The sequence below is a fragment of the Chitinimonas sp. genome, from assembly GCF_036568685.1.
Lineage (GTDB): Bacteria > Pseudomonadota > Gammaproteobacteria > Burkholderiales > Chitinimonadaceae > Chitinimonas.
In genome coordinates this window covers 1-15,934 of the sequence record NZ_DATCSC010000065.1, presented here as the reverse complement: position 1 = coordinate 15,934, position 15,934 = coordinate 1, and the positions used below count along the sequence as shown (strand labels likewise).

The 15,934-nt window shown below is 64.2% G+C and carries 7 protein-coding genes; all 7 read left to right on the top strand.

The window, feature by feature from the left end:
• Positions 1-112 precede the first annotated feature (112 nt).
• Positions 113-4,219 (top strand): hypothetical protein, encoded by a 4,107-nt coding sequence (locus VIM95_RS10090; protein ID WP_331985215.1) that lies wholly within the window; start codon positions 113-115, stop codon positions 4,217-4,219.
• A gap of 1 nt (position 4,220) precedes the next feature.
• Positions 4,221-5,030 carry a hypothetical protein gene (locus VIM95_RS10085; RefSeq protein WP_331985213.1) on the top strand — a complete coding sequence of 270 codons (810 nt, stop codon included), beginning with the start codon at positions 4,221-4,223 and terminating at the stop codon, positions 5,028-5,030.
• On the top strand, positions 5,027-7,639 hold the full coding sequence (locus tag VIM95_RS10080; RefSeq protein WP_331985211.1) for a hypothetical protein: 2,613 nt from the start codon (positions 5,027-5,029) through the stop codon (positions 7,637-7,639). Before VIM95_RS10085 ends, VIM95_RS10080 begins: the two co-directional genes overlap by 4 nt.
• The gene (locus tag VIM95_RS10075) at positions 7,636-10,536 is read left to right on the top strand and encodes a contractile injection system tape measure protein (protein ID WP_331985209.1); all 2,901 of its coding nucleotides are present in this window, start codon (positions 7,636-7,638) and stop codon (positions 10,534-10,536) included. Before VIM95_RS10080 ends, VIM95_RS10075 begins: the two co-directional genes overlap by 4 nt.
• Positions 10,520-11,872, top strand: a complete 1,353-nt coding sequence (locus tag VIM95_RS10070; protein WP_331985207.1) for an ATP-binding protein — start codon at positions 10,520-10,522, stop codon at positions 11,870-11,872. Before VIM95_RS10075 ends, VIM95_RS10070 begins: the two co-directional genes overlap by 17 nt.
• Positions 11,869-14,457: a putative Ig domain-containing protein gene (locus VIM95_RS10065; RefSeq protein ID WP_331985205.1), complete on the top strand. Its 2,589-nt coding sequence runs from the start codon at positions 11,869-11,871 to the stop codon at positions 14,455-14,457. The genes VIM95_RS10070 and VIM95_RS10065 overlap by 4 nt, the downstream gene beginning before the upstream one ends.
• 17 nt (positions 14,458-14,474) lie before the next feature.
• The coding region (locus VIM95_RS10060) for a DUF4157 domain-containing protein (RefSeq protein WP_331985203.1) at positions 14,475-15,934 on the top strand (1,460 nt) is incomplete at its 3' end.

The window sequence follows — 15,934 nt, the reverse complement described above, 5'->3', positions numbered from 1 at the left end:
CGACTACACCATCCGCACCACCAACACCCGCCACAACCTGGTCTATCCGCTCTATCTGCACCAGGCCACGGATGCGATCGCCACCCTCTAGCGCAGCGACACCGATACCGCCATGCATCGTGGAACCCAACAAGACCAACGCCTGAGCGATGCCCTGCTGCCAGGCTACTTCCTGCCCGACGAGTTCAGCCTGGCCGAGCGTATCCGCCTGAGCCTGGCCCAGGCGGCCTGCCTGCGCTTTGTCGCCGGCGAGCATCTGGACGCCGGTAGCTGGGATGAGGCCTTGCTACAGGATGAGACGGTGCTGCTGGCGGATCTTGCGGCCTTTCCGCTGGCGCGGCTGCAGTCGTCTTTCCTGGAGGCCATGGCCTGGTCGGCCGAGGCCACGCTGTGGCAGCGTACCTGGCAGCTGGCACAGCGCTACGACCTATGGTGGCAGGGTTTGGGCGAGGCCCCATCCAGCGCCGGCAAAGGCGTGGCGGAGGCCATGCGTGGGCAGGTCAGGCAAGGCTTGGCGGCACTGCTGGCACAGGCCGTGGCGGTGTTCGGGCTGGGCGCGGGACAGTTGCACCCCTTGTGGCGGGATACGCTCGCCCAGGCGGCCGAGCGGCGGCAAACGGCCGAACCGGCGGGCCGGCAACAACTGCTGCGTCGTACCTGGCTGGGTTTGTGCCAGGCGATAGGCAAGCTGCAGCCCAAAGCGCGCGCCGAATTGCCAGCCAGCTATCGTTCCGGCCAGCACGAGCCCTCAATGGCACTGCTGCTGGCTACGCTCGAATTGTTTCAGTACAGCCGCGCGCCACTCAACCGTTTTCCGGAGCGGCTGACCGAGTTCTACTACCGCGACCTGCTGCGCATGCGGGCCAGGCCGGCTGCCGTGGAACGGGTACACCTGCTGCTGGAACGCGATCCAAAGTTTACCGGCACGGTGACTATCCCCGCCGGCACACGCTTCGTGGGGGGCAAGGACCAGGATGGCCAGGTGATCGAATTCGCGGCCGAGCAGCACCGTGAAGTGAGCGATGCTCGGGTGGCCGCGCTCTATAGCCTGCGCCTGGAACGCGATGCGCTGATCTCTCCGGAGCGGGAGTTTGGCTACGCCACCCGGGTCAAGGTGGAAGCGTTGCCCTTGCTGCCACCGGATGCTGCCTACGGCATCCGACCTCCCTGGTGGCCACTGCTCGGCGGGCAGGCCAAGGGTTCGGCAGCGCGGACCCAGGACGCACGCATAGGGCTGGCGATTGCTTCTCCCCTGCTGCAGATGAAGGAGGGCCGGCGTGAGGTGCACCTTCGCTTGCAGCTGGCGCACCCGGCCGAGCAGGACGATGGTCTGCTTGGGCTGTTGCGTGTACCGATGGGGCAACGCGACCAGGCCTGGCTGGAGCGGGCATATGCGCGCTATGCAGACCTGGAAGCGCAGTTGGTACCGTTGCGCCCGCGTCCCGGCGCTACGCCCGTGGCCCCGTCGCCGTCCCTGTTGGCAGCTGCGGCGTGGCAGCGCTCGGCCGTGTTTGGCGAGGACGTGCTGCTGTCTTTTCTGCTGGCGCGCTGCCTGGTCTGTGATGACCCCCAGTGGTTTGCAGAATGTCTGGGACGCTTGTTCGCCATGTGGCTGGTGGCTGGCAAGGAGACACTGCGGCTGTGCGATCTCGTGGCACTACGTCGGCATGCGCAGACCTTGCGGGGCAGCGAGGAGATACGCGCGGTGGAGATCGACGACCCGCTGATCCTGATCAGCCCGGTACGGCCGGTGGGTGGTGGGCAACCCGAGGGCGATGCCCGAGAGGTGGCGCTGCACACCCTGCCGGACCGTGCCTTGATTTTCGATCGCGTGTTCGCAGGCATCTGGCAGGGCCAACTCAGTACCAGCGAGGGGTGGCTGTCACTCGACGGGGTTTATACCCATAGGCGGCCGGTAGAGGAGTCGGCCCTGGGTTGGGGCGGTGGTCTGGAGCTGGTGTTGCGTCTGGGGCCGGAGCAGGCACCAGTGGTGGCGTGCGAGCCGGCGTTGCATGGCCAGGAATGGCCGGCCCAGGCGGTACTGCAGCTCACCTTGCGCAGCCAGTCGCGGATGTACGCCTACAGCCTGCTGCAGCAATGTCTGCTGCAGGACGTGGTGTTGTCGGTGAATGTCAGCGGTCTGCGTGATCTGGTGCTCTACAACCAGCTTGGCCGGCTTGACCCGGCCAAGCCGTTCCAGCCCTTTGGCCCCTTGCCGGACCGCCACGCCTATCTGCAGTGGGGCAGCGCAGAACTGGCTGGTAAGCCGCTGGATGCCCTACGCATGCGCTTACGTTGGGGGGCGCTGCCGGACGACCTGGGGGGCTTTGCGAGCCACTACCAGGGTTACCCGGGACGTTGGTCCAACGACGGCTTTCAGGTGGTTACCCAAATGCTGCTCGATGGTCAGTGGCAGTCCGGCTCGGCTGAGCCGCTGCCCATGTTCCGGCAACGCGATAGCGACCGGACACTGTTGGCCAGTGCGACCTTGACCGTACCAGAGGCAGACCTGCGGCGCTTGCATCGGCCCGTCGCCATCAAGCCTGGGCCGTATCTGTTCGATCTGCAGACCCGCAATGGCTTTTTCCGTTTTGAGCTCAGCGAGCCGGCGGCGGCATTCGGTCACGGACTCTACAGCCAGCTTTTGACTGACACGCTGGCCCGCAATGCCCGCCGCAAGCGTCCGGCGCCGTTGCCTCTGGCACCGTATACACCGGTGATCGACAGCCTGAGCGTGGACTATCGGGCCAGCCGTACGCTGAAGCTGGCACAGGAGCCTGGCATTACGGGGCAAGATGGCGTGGTCGAGGGGGTGTACTACCTGCACGCCGCTGGGCTGCAGCCGGTACATGCCACACCGGGTGGGTGCGCGCCCAGCCTGCTGCCGCAGTACCCGCAGGACGGCAATCTCTATATCGGCCTCGAAGGGAGCGACCCGCAAGGGGCCCTGAGCCTGTTCTTCCACCTGCGCAAGGAGGAAGCCGCAGAGCGTTGGCTGCAGGCTGTGCCGCAGCTGCAGTGGTCGGCCTGGTGCGGCTCGGGCTGGCAAGTGCTCAAGCCCTTCCAACTGCTGTCCGATTCTACCCAGGCGCTGCTGCGCTCCGGCATTGTCCAGCTTAGCCTGCCGGCTGAAATGAATCGCCATTGTCCGCATCTGCCGGGCCAATATTATTGGCTCAAGCTGAGCGCCAACTGGGGCTTCGACCTGCTGGCCGGCTTGTATGGTGTCCATGCGCAAGCGCTGACTGCCAGCCGGGTGACACCGGCGAAACCTGAGGCAGAGCCGGTACCGCTGCCACCCGCTACCATCGACCAGCCCCTGCAGGGGATGGCGGGTTTGCGCTCGGTACTGCAGGTTGGCCCTTCCTTTGACCTGCGGACCATGGATGCCCCCAGCCAGTGGTTGACGCGCAGCGCGGAGCGGTTGCGGCACAAGGCCAGGGCGGTGACGATCTGGGACTACGAGCGCCTGCTGCTCGATCGGTTTCCCGATATCTGCAAGGTGAAGTGCTTTCCTCACCAGCAGCCCACGCACCGCATCGATGAGGAGGACCTGGTGCCGAGCGAGGAGGAACGCAGTCCCGGCCATGTGCTCCTGGTCGTGGTACCGGCTCCCCACCACGGCAGCCTGTTCCATAGTACCGAGGCCCCCAGGCTGGATGCCTCGCGCCTGGACGCGATGAGCCGCTACCTGCGTGAGCGCTGCCCGGCGGGGGTGCGGCTGGTGGTACGCAACGCGGCCTACGAACGAATCCAGGTCCGTTGCGCGGTACGGCTGCTGCCGGCTACCCACGTGGGCACGGCCATGCGCCTGCTCAATCAGGCCATCGTTGAGTATCTCTCGCCCTGGCATGAAGGGGGTTACGGGGCCGAGTTCGATTGGGAGATACGTAGCGAGGTACTGGAGGCGTATCTGCGCTCCCAGCCCTATGTGCAGGCGGTGAGCCAGCTCTCCCTGCTGCATATCGTACGCAGCGACAGGGATTTCCATGCCCTGCGCGATACGGCCAGGCAGGCGCCGGCCCAGGATACCGGCCTGCGCCGGGTGACGCCGGAGCAGCCCTGGAGCCTGGCACTGCCGACCCGGCATCACCTGATCGATGTTGTCGACCAGGACGACCGATTGTTGCCGCCACAGGGAACGGGTTTGGCGCGCCTGGAGGTGGGCAATACCTTTATCGTCGGCGGTCTGCGCGGCGATCTGAGCGAGGAGGGCTGACATGACCAGCCGCAGCCGCGAATCGCTCAAGCGCTATTTCAGCGAAGGCGCCCTGCCCACGGAAGACCATTTTGCCGACCTGATTGATTCGATGCTCAATATGAGCGACGAGGGCTTTCGGAAATCGGTCGAGCGCGGCTTCGAGGTCTATGCGCCGCAGGGTCATGATGCGCTGATCAGCTTTTTCCGGGACCAGGAACCGCGGTCGCCGGTATGGCGTGTGGGTCTGGGCAGCGCGCAGGACCAGTTGCTGATCCACGGCCGGGTATCGCCGGAACAGGCTGCCGATGCGCCGCCCCCGGCCCTGCTTTGCCTGGACCGCAACGGCCGGATCGGGGTGGGCAACGAAACACCGGAGGCCGAACTGGACGTGGTCGGTACGCTGCGCAGTACGGGGCGTCAGGGGGCATATACCCGTACCGCCACCAAGCCTTTGAAGGCCGACGGCAACTGGCAGGACCTGACCGACGACCTGACCGGCTGTCAGGCTTTCGAGGTGATGGCCGGGGTAGGGCACGCCGGCACCGGACGCTTCGGGCTGCTGCACGCGACCTGCATCAATACCTACAACCCCACCCTGGGCCTGCTCGACTTTCTCAACCGCAAGCGTGGCATACGTTGCACTCATGGCTACTACAGCCGACGCTGCGACCGCCTGGAGCTACGCTGGTCGGGCAGCAGTGGTCGTGATGCCAAGTACCGATTGCAGATCCGTAGCGGTTGCGATTTCGGCCAGGAAGTACAGATCCAGGTCAACATCACCCAACTGTGGTTTGACCCCCATATGGCCGCCTGCAAGGTGCAGCGATGAATATGCGCGCTGCCAGCCCAGGCGGATTGCCGGCCGATCAGGCGGTCGATGAGACGCTCCCGCAAGCGCCACCGGCGATGGCCGCCATAGGACGGATCGATGCTGACCCGCCCTATGGCTACACCGCCCTGAGAGAGCGGGGCATTGCGCTGACTCAGGGCCTGAGCGGCAACGACTGGACCGACTACAACCATCACGACCCCGGCGTCACCCTGCTGGAGGTGCTCTGCTATGCCCTGACCGAAGGCGTGTTCGGGGCTGAGCTGCCGGTAGCCGACCTCCTGGCCGAGCCCAGTGGTGAGATCCACTATCGCCGACATGGTCTGCACGCGGCGGAAGAGATACTGCCATGCCGACCGACCACCGAACTGGACCAGTTACGCTGGATCTTGGACCGGGTGCCGCAGATCCGTCATCTGCGCATGACCATGCAGCTTGGGCGAAGCGAATTGCCCAATGGCCTGTGGCAAATGGCGGTGCGCGCGCCGGCTCGGGTGGGTGAAGCGGCGGCGAGTGCTGCGGCCCGGGCCTACTGGTCGCAGCGGAATCTGGGAGAAGACCTGGCCCGGGCGCCACGGGTACTTGCACCGCGCTGGTGTAGCTTACGGATAGCCCTATCCATCGGCGGAGCGCGGGAACTGACCGACATCCTCGCCGAGCTGGTGCAACGCTGTAGCGATCTGATCAGTGCGGCGCCACCGCGCACGCCACGGCAGGTACGCCTGGCCGAGCTGGATGCGACGGGGCAGCCACTGCCGCCGAGCGAGCTGTTCGATGGACCTCCCTTGAAGTTTGGTTGGATCGCCAGCAGTGATCTGGAGCGAGACCCTGCCAACAGGTTGTTCTTCAGTGATCTGATACTGGCGCTGCAGCAGATCGAGGGAGTGGAGGAGATACGCTATCTGAGCCTGGCGGCCGAAGGGCTGGCAGCGAGCGAGGGTGCCTTGCCATGGCATGGCCCTGACTGGGCGCTGCAATTGCGCTGGCCGGATACGCCTGAGCTACTCGACGGCTGGACCGTGACGCGACGTGGCAGCACCCTGTCCATAGATCGGGAGGCCTTGTTGCAGCGCTTGCGCGATGAGCTGCTTGCCAACCAGGTGATCCCGCAGGACATCGTCCGGGTTGGCTCGGCGGCGGCGGAGATGCTGGCCAGGCCAAGCGGCCACCCCACCCCCGAGGCGGTGTACCACGCCGCATTTAACCACCTGCCCCCCATCTACCGCGGTGCCGAGCTGACGGAGCGCAGCAGCGCGCAGCAAAAGCTCGATGCGACCGGGCGGGCCCAGTTCACCGCCTACCAAGCGCTGTTGGAACAGTGGCTGGCGCACGGTGAGGCGCAGCTCCAGCACCTGCGCAAGCTGTATACGATCGAGGCCGCACCGGTACAGAGCTATTGGTGGGATCTGCTGGGCAGTGAGCATCTGCCTGGGCTGGGCGGTTTGTACAAGCAAGGGGAGGCTGGCATGGCGCGCTGCCTGGATGTGTTTCAGGCGGCTGATGAGGTGCTGGCCCGTCGCAGCCGGGTACTGGACCACCTGCTGGCCTTGCATGGTGAGAGCTGTGCGCAAAGCAGCATCCAGTCCTTTGGCTGGTATTACGGGCCGGGCCAATGGCAGCAGCACCTGTTCGAGTGCAAACGGCAACTCTTGTTGCGCATAGTCCGCCATACGCGGGACCGGGCCGGAGGCTTTGACTACAGCCGGCCATCGCTGGGCCGTAAAGGCAATACTGCCGCCTTGCAGGAACGGGTGGGCCTGTTGCTGGGCATGGTCGCGCCGCATAGCCGTTCGCTACTGGCGCCTTTGGCGCGCTGGGGCATCCGCCTGGCTGCGGAGACGCAGACCCCGACCGCCAGCGGTCGCCGCGAAGCCAGCGGAGCGCCATTGGCCATGTGGTCGCCGTTGCGGCGCAAGATTGCGGCGCAGTATGCGGATGACGTGGCGCAGGGGCGTGTTGCGCGGCGCCTGGCACACTATTTCCCTGGCTTGGATCTGGCCGCACTGTCACCTGCCCTGCTGCGAGCGGCGACGCATGCGGATCGCTACCGGCTCGGCAAGGATGGCCAGCACGCCACCCTGTGGCTGGGCGAGCAGGAAGCCGGCCCGAACTGGCCCTTGCGTTTGCATCTTGCCCAGGGGGCTGCCGAGGGTCCCGCCATGTATTTGCACGAGTTTGCGTGCGAGGTGCAACGCGAGTGCGAGGGCTTGCATCTGGTCGAGCACATACTGCTACGCCCCCTGGGCGATGCCGGTACCGAGACCGGTAACTTGCCGCCCTACTTCCTGCATCAGATCACCGTAGTCTTTGCCGGTTGGACGGCACGCGGCACCGATCCGGCATTCCGCCATCTGGCCGAGGAGACGTTGGCGCTGGGTTGCCCAGCGCATCTGCTGCCCCATGTGCTGTGGCTGGATGTACCGACCTTGGCGCGCTTCGAACCTGCGTTTGAGGCCTGGCTGCTGGCCAGACAGGACTACTGCGAGGCATTGGCACTCGGTGCGGGCCATGACCGGACGGTGATCGCCAGGCTGGATGCGCATGCTGCCACCCTGCGGGAAATCCTGGTGGCGGCCCAGGTTGCCGCGCAAGCAGGGGGGGGGCAATGAGCGGCCTGATCCCAACGCCCGATCATGTCATCGAGACGCTGCTGTGGGAGTGTCGTTTTCACGACCAGCGTGTGGCCCAGGCCCTGCAGCGGCGGCTGGGTGAATTCATACATGGCCCGGCCAGGCAGACCATGTCGGCATTGTTCGAGCACATCTCGCCGCCGGACGAAGTCTGGCGTATAGAGCGGCTGGAGATCGACCTCGGCGTGCTGGTCTCGGATGCTTCGCCCGAGCAATGGGCCGACCAGTTGGCGGAACAGTTGTGGACCTGCTTGCTCAAGCAGCGGCAGGCGCTCAATGGCGATGCCTGGCCGTCGGCGCTGGCGCCGGACGGCCTGGTCCGGGCGCCGGTATCCGCCGCCCGGCATGACCTCGACCTGTTTTTGTTCTACCTGCAGAACGGGCATCTGCCCTGGTCGGCCCATGCCATGGCCGAACGTGACCTTGCTGACTGGCTGGTCAGGCTGGCGGCGCGTACCGGCCCGGCACTCTGGCAACTGCTGCAGGATCTGCACCCCACCCAGTATGTGCTGGAGCGCCTGAGCCGGATTGCGCCGCACCAGGGTTTGCAGGCCCTGATCGCGCTGCGGCACCGCGAGCTGGGTGACAGCCTGTTGCTGCTGGATACGACCCTGCTGCAACCCCTGCTGGCGCGCAGCCGGCTCAGTGCCTACCAGATGCAACAGCTGCAGCAGGCATGGCGGGTGGCGGCACTACATGCCTTGTGGGGGCGGCAGAGCGGTGTACTCAGTGCCGCGCGTCTGCAGCGGCTGATTGAAAGCCTGGCCGATACGCTGGCCAAGCAGCTTGGGCCTGGTTGGCGCGGTCTCCTGCTGGGCATGGGTGGTCATCGGCGCGAGGGTGATCGCAAGCCGCAATCCGAGCTCGCACATCTGTTACTGGAAAGCCTGACCGGCAAGGCCAGGCGAGCCGATCGCGCTGCCGGCATTGTGCTGCCGGTCCGACCGATCAGCCCGTCGGCCCCGACTTCGGACTTGATCGCCTCGCCGCTGCAGCGCATGACCTCGCAGCGTTTGCAGGCATTGGCATTGAGCAAGTTGGATGCCGCCTTGAGCGGTAGCCAGAGCCTGCCGGTGGGCAGTTTGCTGCCTTTGCTGGAGGTGCTATCCGTTCGCAGCCCGGAAGCTTTGCAGGCCCATTTGCAGTATCACGTGTTGCAGCGCGCATCGCGTCGGGAGTGGCTGGGGCTGCTTGGGCCGCAGACAGTCTGGTTGCTGATGCTGCAACTGAGCGCAGCTCGCCGGCCACATGCCGCCGACAAGGAGGAGCCCGCTGCGCGGCTGGCCCCGGCGCAGGCGGAGGCCTGGTCGGAGTCACTGCGGCAGTTCGCCCTCGCCGGCGTTCAGCAAGCCGCTTGGCAAGGCAGCAGCGTATCAGCACTGCAGACTTGGTTGATGGACTACACGCTGCGCCAGCTTGCGCTGGGCCACCCCATGCCGCAGGACCATATCGCCTGGCAGCACCTGTGGCAGCAGGCGATGGCGGAGCTGGCGCAGGATAAGGCCGAAGGGGATGGGCCTGCGGCGCAGACCGTGGCCACCTCACATGCCGCCGATGAGGACCGGACGGACATGGGACATGAAACGGCGGTGGTGCGAGGGGATGCTGCAGCTGCTTGGCAAGAGGAAGCGCATAGCGCTGTCCAGCCGCTAGCTGAGAAGGGGCTTGCCGCGCGGGACGAGCAGGCCATTGACCGCCCCGGGGGCAGCGTAGAACAGGCCCTGGCGGCCTTGGAGCGCCTGATTGCGCTGCCGCCCAGGCAGTGGGGGCCAGTACAGCGGCTGCAGGCATTGCAATTGCTGGCCAGCCCGCAGGTGTGCGATGCCTGCCTGCAGCGCTGGCCAGAACCCAGGCGCTGGCAGCTGATGCAAAGGCAATTCCCGGCGGAGGTCGCTGAACTGCAGCGACAAAGCACGCTGCTGGCGCAGGCGGGAGCGCGTCTGCAGACCGAGCAGGCGGCGGACCGGCAGCAGCATTGGCGCTTTTTGCTGACGCACTGTTTTGTGGAGGGCTTGCCCTGCAGTCCGGATTTGCTGGCTCGGCGCTATGCCATGCATCTGCGACGACAGGCACTCGCTGACAATGGGCGCCGCACCAGTCCTTTCGGTCGCTGGTTAAGCCGGCTGGCTGTGGTGCTGGAGGCGATCGAGGATGAGCTAGCCCAGGCAGAGACCAAGGGAGGCTGGCTCAGCAAGCCCATGGCCATCCTGCGCGCCATGCGTCGGACCCTCACGCGGGCGCCCAGTGCGGCGGAGCGGCTGGAAGCTGACGCCCCTGCGGCCATGACGCCCGCCAGTCTACCCTGGCAAGGGGATGGGGACAGGCGATCGGCAGCCCTGGACGAGACCAAGGATGGCGTGGCCGAACCGATCTGGGTGGGTAATGCGGGCGTGGTGATCCTGGCCAGCTACTGTCAGCGACTGTTCGGCATGCTGGGTCTGCTGCAGGAAGGGCAGTTCACCGATGAGCAGGCCCAGATCAGGGCGGTACATGCCCTGGCCTATCTGTGCAGTGGTCACGGTGAAGGCTATGAAGCCGACTGGGTACTCCACAAGCTGTTCTGCGGCATACCGCTGCAGCGGCCGGTACCGCCTTGCGCAGGGCTGGATGAGCCGACGCAGGCGATGCTCGATGGCTTGCTGCAGGCAGTGATTGCGCACTGGAAGGTGCTCGGCAAGACCTCTCCGGCAGGCCTGCGGGAAACCTTTCTCTGCCGGGAAGGACGGCTTGATACCAAGGCGGACCAGCAAGGCTGGCATTGGCAGCTCAAGGTGCAGTCCGGCCCCTTTGACATGCTGCTGGACCAGTTGCCGTGGTCCTTTGCCACCATCAAGCTGCCCTGGATGAAGGAGGTGCTCTATGTCGACTGGCGCTGAAGCCACCTACCTGCAGCACGCCGAGGCCTTGCGGCTGGAGCTGGACTGGCTTGAGACGGTACTGGATTCAAGACTTAAAGTTCACTTTGAGTCCCAGCCAGAACCGGCGGATGGGGTGCCACCGCCGGCCTTGCCGGCAGGCAGTGCCTTGGCCGACCTGGTGGCGCAAGCGGGCCTGGACCGTGATGGCCGGCTGGTATTGGCGCTGGCGCTGGCACCTCATATGCGGCCGGCAGCGCTGGACCTGCTGTTCGTCAGGAACAACAACCTGGAGCGTGGCTTTACCGAGTTTGGAGGGTGGCGAGGCCAGCGGCATGGCGGTTTTCTGCCGACAGGCGAGACCGCGGCCTTTCTGCTGGCGGCGGGGGACCTGGCGCGACGCATTGCCATGCTGGCCCTGTTCGAACCGCAGCATGCCTTTGCAAGGCTCAACCTGGTGCGGCTGGATAGCGACAACGAGGTGGAGCCGCAGTTGAGCGGGCCGCTGCTGCTCAGTGCGGAGGCCTTGCAGCGGCTGCAGACGGGGGTATGGCACAAGCCGGACTACAACAGCCAGTTCCCTGCCAAGCGCATCAGCACTGCGCTCGACTGGCAGGACCTGGTCCTGGCGCCGGATGTGATGGACGAGATAAAGGTGATCCAGACCTGGTTGCGGCAAGGCCCGGACCTGATGCGTGAATGGGGGTTGGACAAGGCGGTCAAGCCAGGCTATCGCTGCCTGTTCTACGGCCCGCCCGGAACCGGCAAGACGTTGACGGCAACCCTGTTGGGCAAGGAAGCGGAGGTTGATGTCTACCGCATCGATCTCTCCATGGTGGTGTCGAAATATATCGGTGAGACTGAGAAAAACCTGGCACGGGTGTTTGATCAGGCGCAGAGCCGGCATTGGATCTTGTTCTTTGACGAGGCCGATGCGCTCTTTGGCAAGCGGGCTGCCACCCAGAACAGCAATGACCGGCACGCCAACCAGGAGATCGCCTATTTGCTGCAAAGGGTGGAGGACTTCCCCGGGGTGGTGATATTGGCCAGCAATCTGCGCGCGAATATCGACGAGGCATTTTCGCGGCGCTTCCAGTCCATGGTCTATTTCCCCATGCCCGACGCGTCCCAGCGGCTGCGCCTGTGGCGCGGCATGCTGGCAGACCCCGCGCGGCTGGCACCCGAGATCGATCTGGTGGAGTTGGCTGACCGCTACGAGCTGTCCGGCGGGGCCATGGTCAATGTGCTGCGCTTTGCTGCCTTGCAGGCGGCCCAGGAAGCGCTGCCGCGCATCACCGCCGTACATTTGCGGCAGGGGCTGGCCAAGGAACTGCACAAGGAAGGGAGGACGGTGTGAGGTACAGACCTGCCATGGTCATATGGCTCTGTCGCTTGGTCCTGTTGGCGCTGCTTGCCAGCTTGCCGCTTGCCGCTTCCTCCCCCACGACCAAATTGTTGTTGGATGGTGCGAGTACCGGCCAGCCAGCCAATAGCGTGCCGAGCGTGGGTGGGCCGGCGGAGGCACAGTGCCGTGCGGACAAGATTGCCGTGGCGCCGCGTTGCGGGCCCGATGGGCAACCGCTACAGCTTGAAGCGACCCCCATCTATCTGCCGGCCGCGACGGTGGGCAAGGCATACCGCTATGCGATCAAGGCCAGTGGCGGCGCGCTGCCTTATCGCTTTCAGTTGCAGGATGGCAGCCTGCCGGTGGGTATCGCCTTGAGCGAGCAGGGGGAGGTCACGGGGATCGCCATCAACCGCGGGCGGCAACGCTTTGTGGTGGAAATTGCGGACCAGGGTGGGCAGCGCATTACGCAGCGCTATGTGCTGAGCGTGCTGCCGGCGGACGGTAAGGCCAAGCCTGAGGCGGAGCCGGCCAAGCCGCAGCCATTGACTTCTTTGTCGATCGAAGAGGCTCAGCGGCGCTTGCCGGCGCGGCGCCTGATCGAACCGCATATGCTGACGCAGGCACTGCTCGACAGCATTGAATACAAACCTGCCAAGCCGCTGCCCGAGGCGACGGAGGAGGCCGCTCCCGCAGCCCCCGCTGCGGCACCTATGCCGGCCCTTCCCGATGAGCTGCCGGATGTCCTCAGCGAAGCGGGCATTGCCCAGTTGAAGGCGCTGCTTGCGCCCATGGTCGGGGTGGAGTATCCCAACCGGGCACTCTTCAAGGCGGCGCTGGAGGCGCAGGCCTGTCGCTTTGCCGAGCGGCAGGCGAGCAAGACGGCCCGGGCCGCCAAGCAGTCGCCGCTGAGCCCGGAACAGTGGCAGCAGCAATGCCCCAGTGCCTGGCAGCGTGCCGCGCTGGAAAAGAACCCGGTGGAAGCCAGTGCACCGGTACCCTGGCAGGATCTGGCGGCGACCTTGCTGCCCATACCCTGGCGAGACTGGGTGGTGGAGCACACCGCCGAGAAGCTGGATCCGGCCGCCAGGCCAGACCCGCAATGGCAGGCATCGGGTTGTAATTGCCTGGTTAGTGCCTCCAATGGCGAGATCTATGCCTACCAGCCCAACTGGCATAACAGCAAGGATGCGCCGCCGGTCGATTTCAGCCTGTATGAGCGCATCATCGCCTTCGGTCTACCGTTTGACGATGACGGCAACGTCACCGCGCTCAGCCCATCCAAGTTGCAGCTCGACTTCATCCGGGCGGCACACACATACGGCAGCAAGCTCGACATTGCCATCTACCGCAATGACTGGCAGTTCCTGCGGGATCTGCCGGACGATCATCAGGACCGGGTGGCGCTGCAGGTGGCTAAGCAGGCCACCCGCTTGATCGACACGCCCCTGGGGGACTATGGCCGGCGCTGGCACGATTGGGTGCCCGGCATTGCCACCGACGAACGTGTTGGCGATGGTCTCACGCTCTACCTCGACAATCTGCCCAGCGATCCGGCCTTGCGCAAAGCGTTCGAGCGCTTCCGCGACCGGCTGATCAAGGCGCTGATCGTGGAGCTACGCCGTGGTGAACCGCAGCAGCGGCGGCAGTACACGCTCAATCTGATGCTGAACGACTACGACTTCGTCAGCTGGGCCAAGGCGCCGGAGCAAAGCGAGGCGGTGGCCCAGGGAAAAGGGGACGCTAAGCGCAAAACAGGGGAAACGATGGCCGAGAGCTGGTCCCCCTGGAGCATAGACACCTTGTTCGACTACCTGATCCTGGCCGAGGACCCGCGCATCGAAAATCGGCGTATCACCAGTGAGAATGGCGCCTACCGGAGCAACACCAATGTGACCCTGCGTTACGTCGTGCTGCTGTCAGAACCGACCAAGACCAGCAAGAAGTCGCTGCGCGACTTCGTCGAAGCGTCGCCGCTCTTGGTAGGCGAAAACCGCCGTACCTTCCTGCGCAAGATCTTCCCACTGGTCTCTGTGGGCAGCGCCACCGCCGAGCAGTTCAACGACGACATGGCCAACTTCATGACCAACTTTGGCGGTGTGGCGCTCTGGCCGCAGCCGGCGGCCGTGCCGGAGAGCCCCGCAGGGGACAAGGAGGGTGCAAAGACCAAGGATGGAGCCAAGGCGGACCCTGCGGCCGACAAGGCAGCCAAGCCCAAGGACAAGGTCTACGAGGCCATGGCGCAGAGCCTGAGAACCACCTTTCTGGCCAATGAGCCCAAGGAAAGCGCGGTCTGCGGTTGGGTCTGCGATCACCGCTGGCCTTTGCGCGCCGTATTCGTCGTCCTGATGGCGGTCGGCGTGATTTCGTTTGCGGCCTATTTCCTGTCGTGCCGGGTACGCGCCTTGGGCCGCCCCTACCAGATCTACCTGGTGCTGGGCTGTTTGCCACCGTTGATCATCGGCGGCTTACTGCTGCAATGCGACCCCGGCCTCGTCAATATCAGGGACGACAACACCCTGCTGTTCGCCTTGATCGGCTTTTTGATCCTCTCATCCATCATCCCCCTGCTGCTGCCCAAGGTAGAAAAGCCATAGCTTGCCAAGGAGCTACCATGAAAGCACCCAAGCAAACTCTGTCGGTCCCTCCTCTGGAATCAGGGCAGTGCCAAGTCAACGGAGCCTTGCAGCGACAGGTGGACGAGAGCCCCAGGCAGCAGGCGCAGCAGGCTCATATCGCGCAGCTGCAAGGGGTGCCGCAGGCAGAGGAAGAGAACCGCACCGGCATGCCCGGCCAGCTCAAGCAGGGCATAGAGGCGCTATCGGGCATGGATATGTCAGACGTGCGGGTGCACCGCAATTCCGACCAACCCGCTCAGCTCAATGCGCTGGCGTACGCGCAAGGCAACGACATCCACCTGGGGCCGGGGCAGGAAAAACACCTGCCACACGAGGTCTGGCATGTGGTGCAGCAGCGGCAGGGGAGGGTGAAGCCGACGCTGCAGATGCAGGCCGGGGTGCCAGTGAACGACGAGGAGGCGTTAGAGCGCGAGGCGGATGTGATGGGAGAAAGGGCCAATCTGGTGAACATGACACATCAGAGAAAGGTGCGCTCTGAGAGGGAGACGGTATCCGCGTCGCCTACTACATTGCCAACGCAAGCGCTTGGTAAGGCAGTGTTGCAGGGTAAAGAACTGCAGCTGGAAACGCATGGGAAGATTTGGGTGCCGGAAGATATGAGTTTGGTACCGGATAAGCCCATTTATGGAGCGACGGTTGCCGTGGGTACTGGCTTGTTGGCCCACGACGCAGCAACTTCCATGGAGGTGTTGGTAACGCCGGCACATCCGAAAGGCTCTGAGCCGGGATCACTGGATGATTTGTTTGAAGGGCTTCCCACCAAGGGAAAATATAAAAATATAGCTGCCAATGCAGGGCAAACAAAAGATGGTTCGACCTTATACATAAAAGGGCATCTATTGAATGATAATCTGGGCGGGGCTGGGACGGAGGAGAATCTATTCCCAATTACACATCAAGCCAATGTCGATCACGATCAGAAGGTGGAGGAGCCTATAAAGGATCATGTCAACAAGCATGGCGGTGCTGTGCACTACAAGGTGACCGTGGACAAACGAGGGGAAGGCGTTACTAAGTTATTTTCTGATGATAGCAGGACGCAGAATCTGAAATATATCAATGCCAATTTTTTGTGCGAAATAACAGAGTATAAAAATGATAAGACCTCCAAGAATCATTCGGTAACGATAGCGTCGGTTTGGGGTGGTACTGATAATAGTGGAGTAGGCAAGGTCAGTTTGTTGCCGACAGGTGAGCATGGGGTGGCGTCTACCTTTGATGCGAGCAAAGTGCAGATTATGCCGCGGGCGAAGGCGAAGGCCGAGTGGGATGCGGGACTGCTTGCACTGGCCCAGCATTTTGCAAACATAGATGGCATTAATCTTAGCGCATGGTTGGTCAAGAATCTCAAAGGGGTGGGTGGTGTCGGCGCAAAGTTGCTCGTGAGTGGTGAGGAATATGGGGCATTGAGCAAGGCTAGTAAAGCGACGTTAAC

Bases quoted from the DNA above. Each gene is read 5' to 3' on its own strand.
- VIM95_RS10085 (WP_331985213.1), top strand. From the start codon at position 4,221: ATGACCAGCCGCAGCCGCGAATCGCTCAAGCGCTATTTCAGCGAAGGC.
- VIM95_RS10070 (WP_331985207.1), top strand. From the start codon at position 10,520: ATGTCGACTGGCGCTGAAGCCACCTACCTGCAGCACGCCGAGGCCTTG.
- VIM95_RS10090 (WP_331985215.1), top strand. From the start codon at position 113: ATGCATCGTGGAACCCAACAAGACCAACGCCTGAGCGATGCCCTGCTG.
- VIM95_RS10075 (WP_331985209.1), top strand. From the start codon at position 7,636: ATGAGCGGCCTGATCCCAACGCCCGATCATGTCATCGAGACGCTGCTG.
- VIM95_RS10080 (WP_331985211.1), top strand. From the start codon at position 5,027: ATGAATATGCGCGCTGCCAGCCCAGGCGGATTGCCGGCCGATCAGGCG.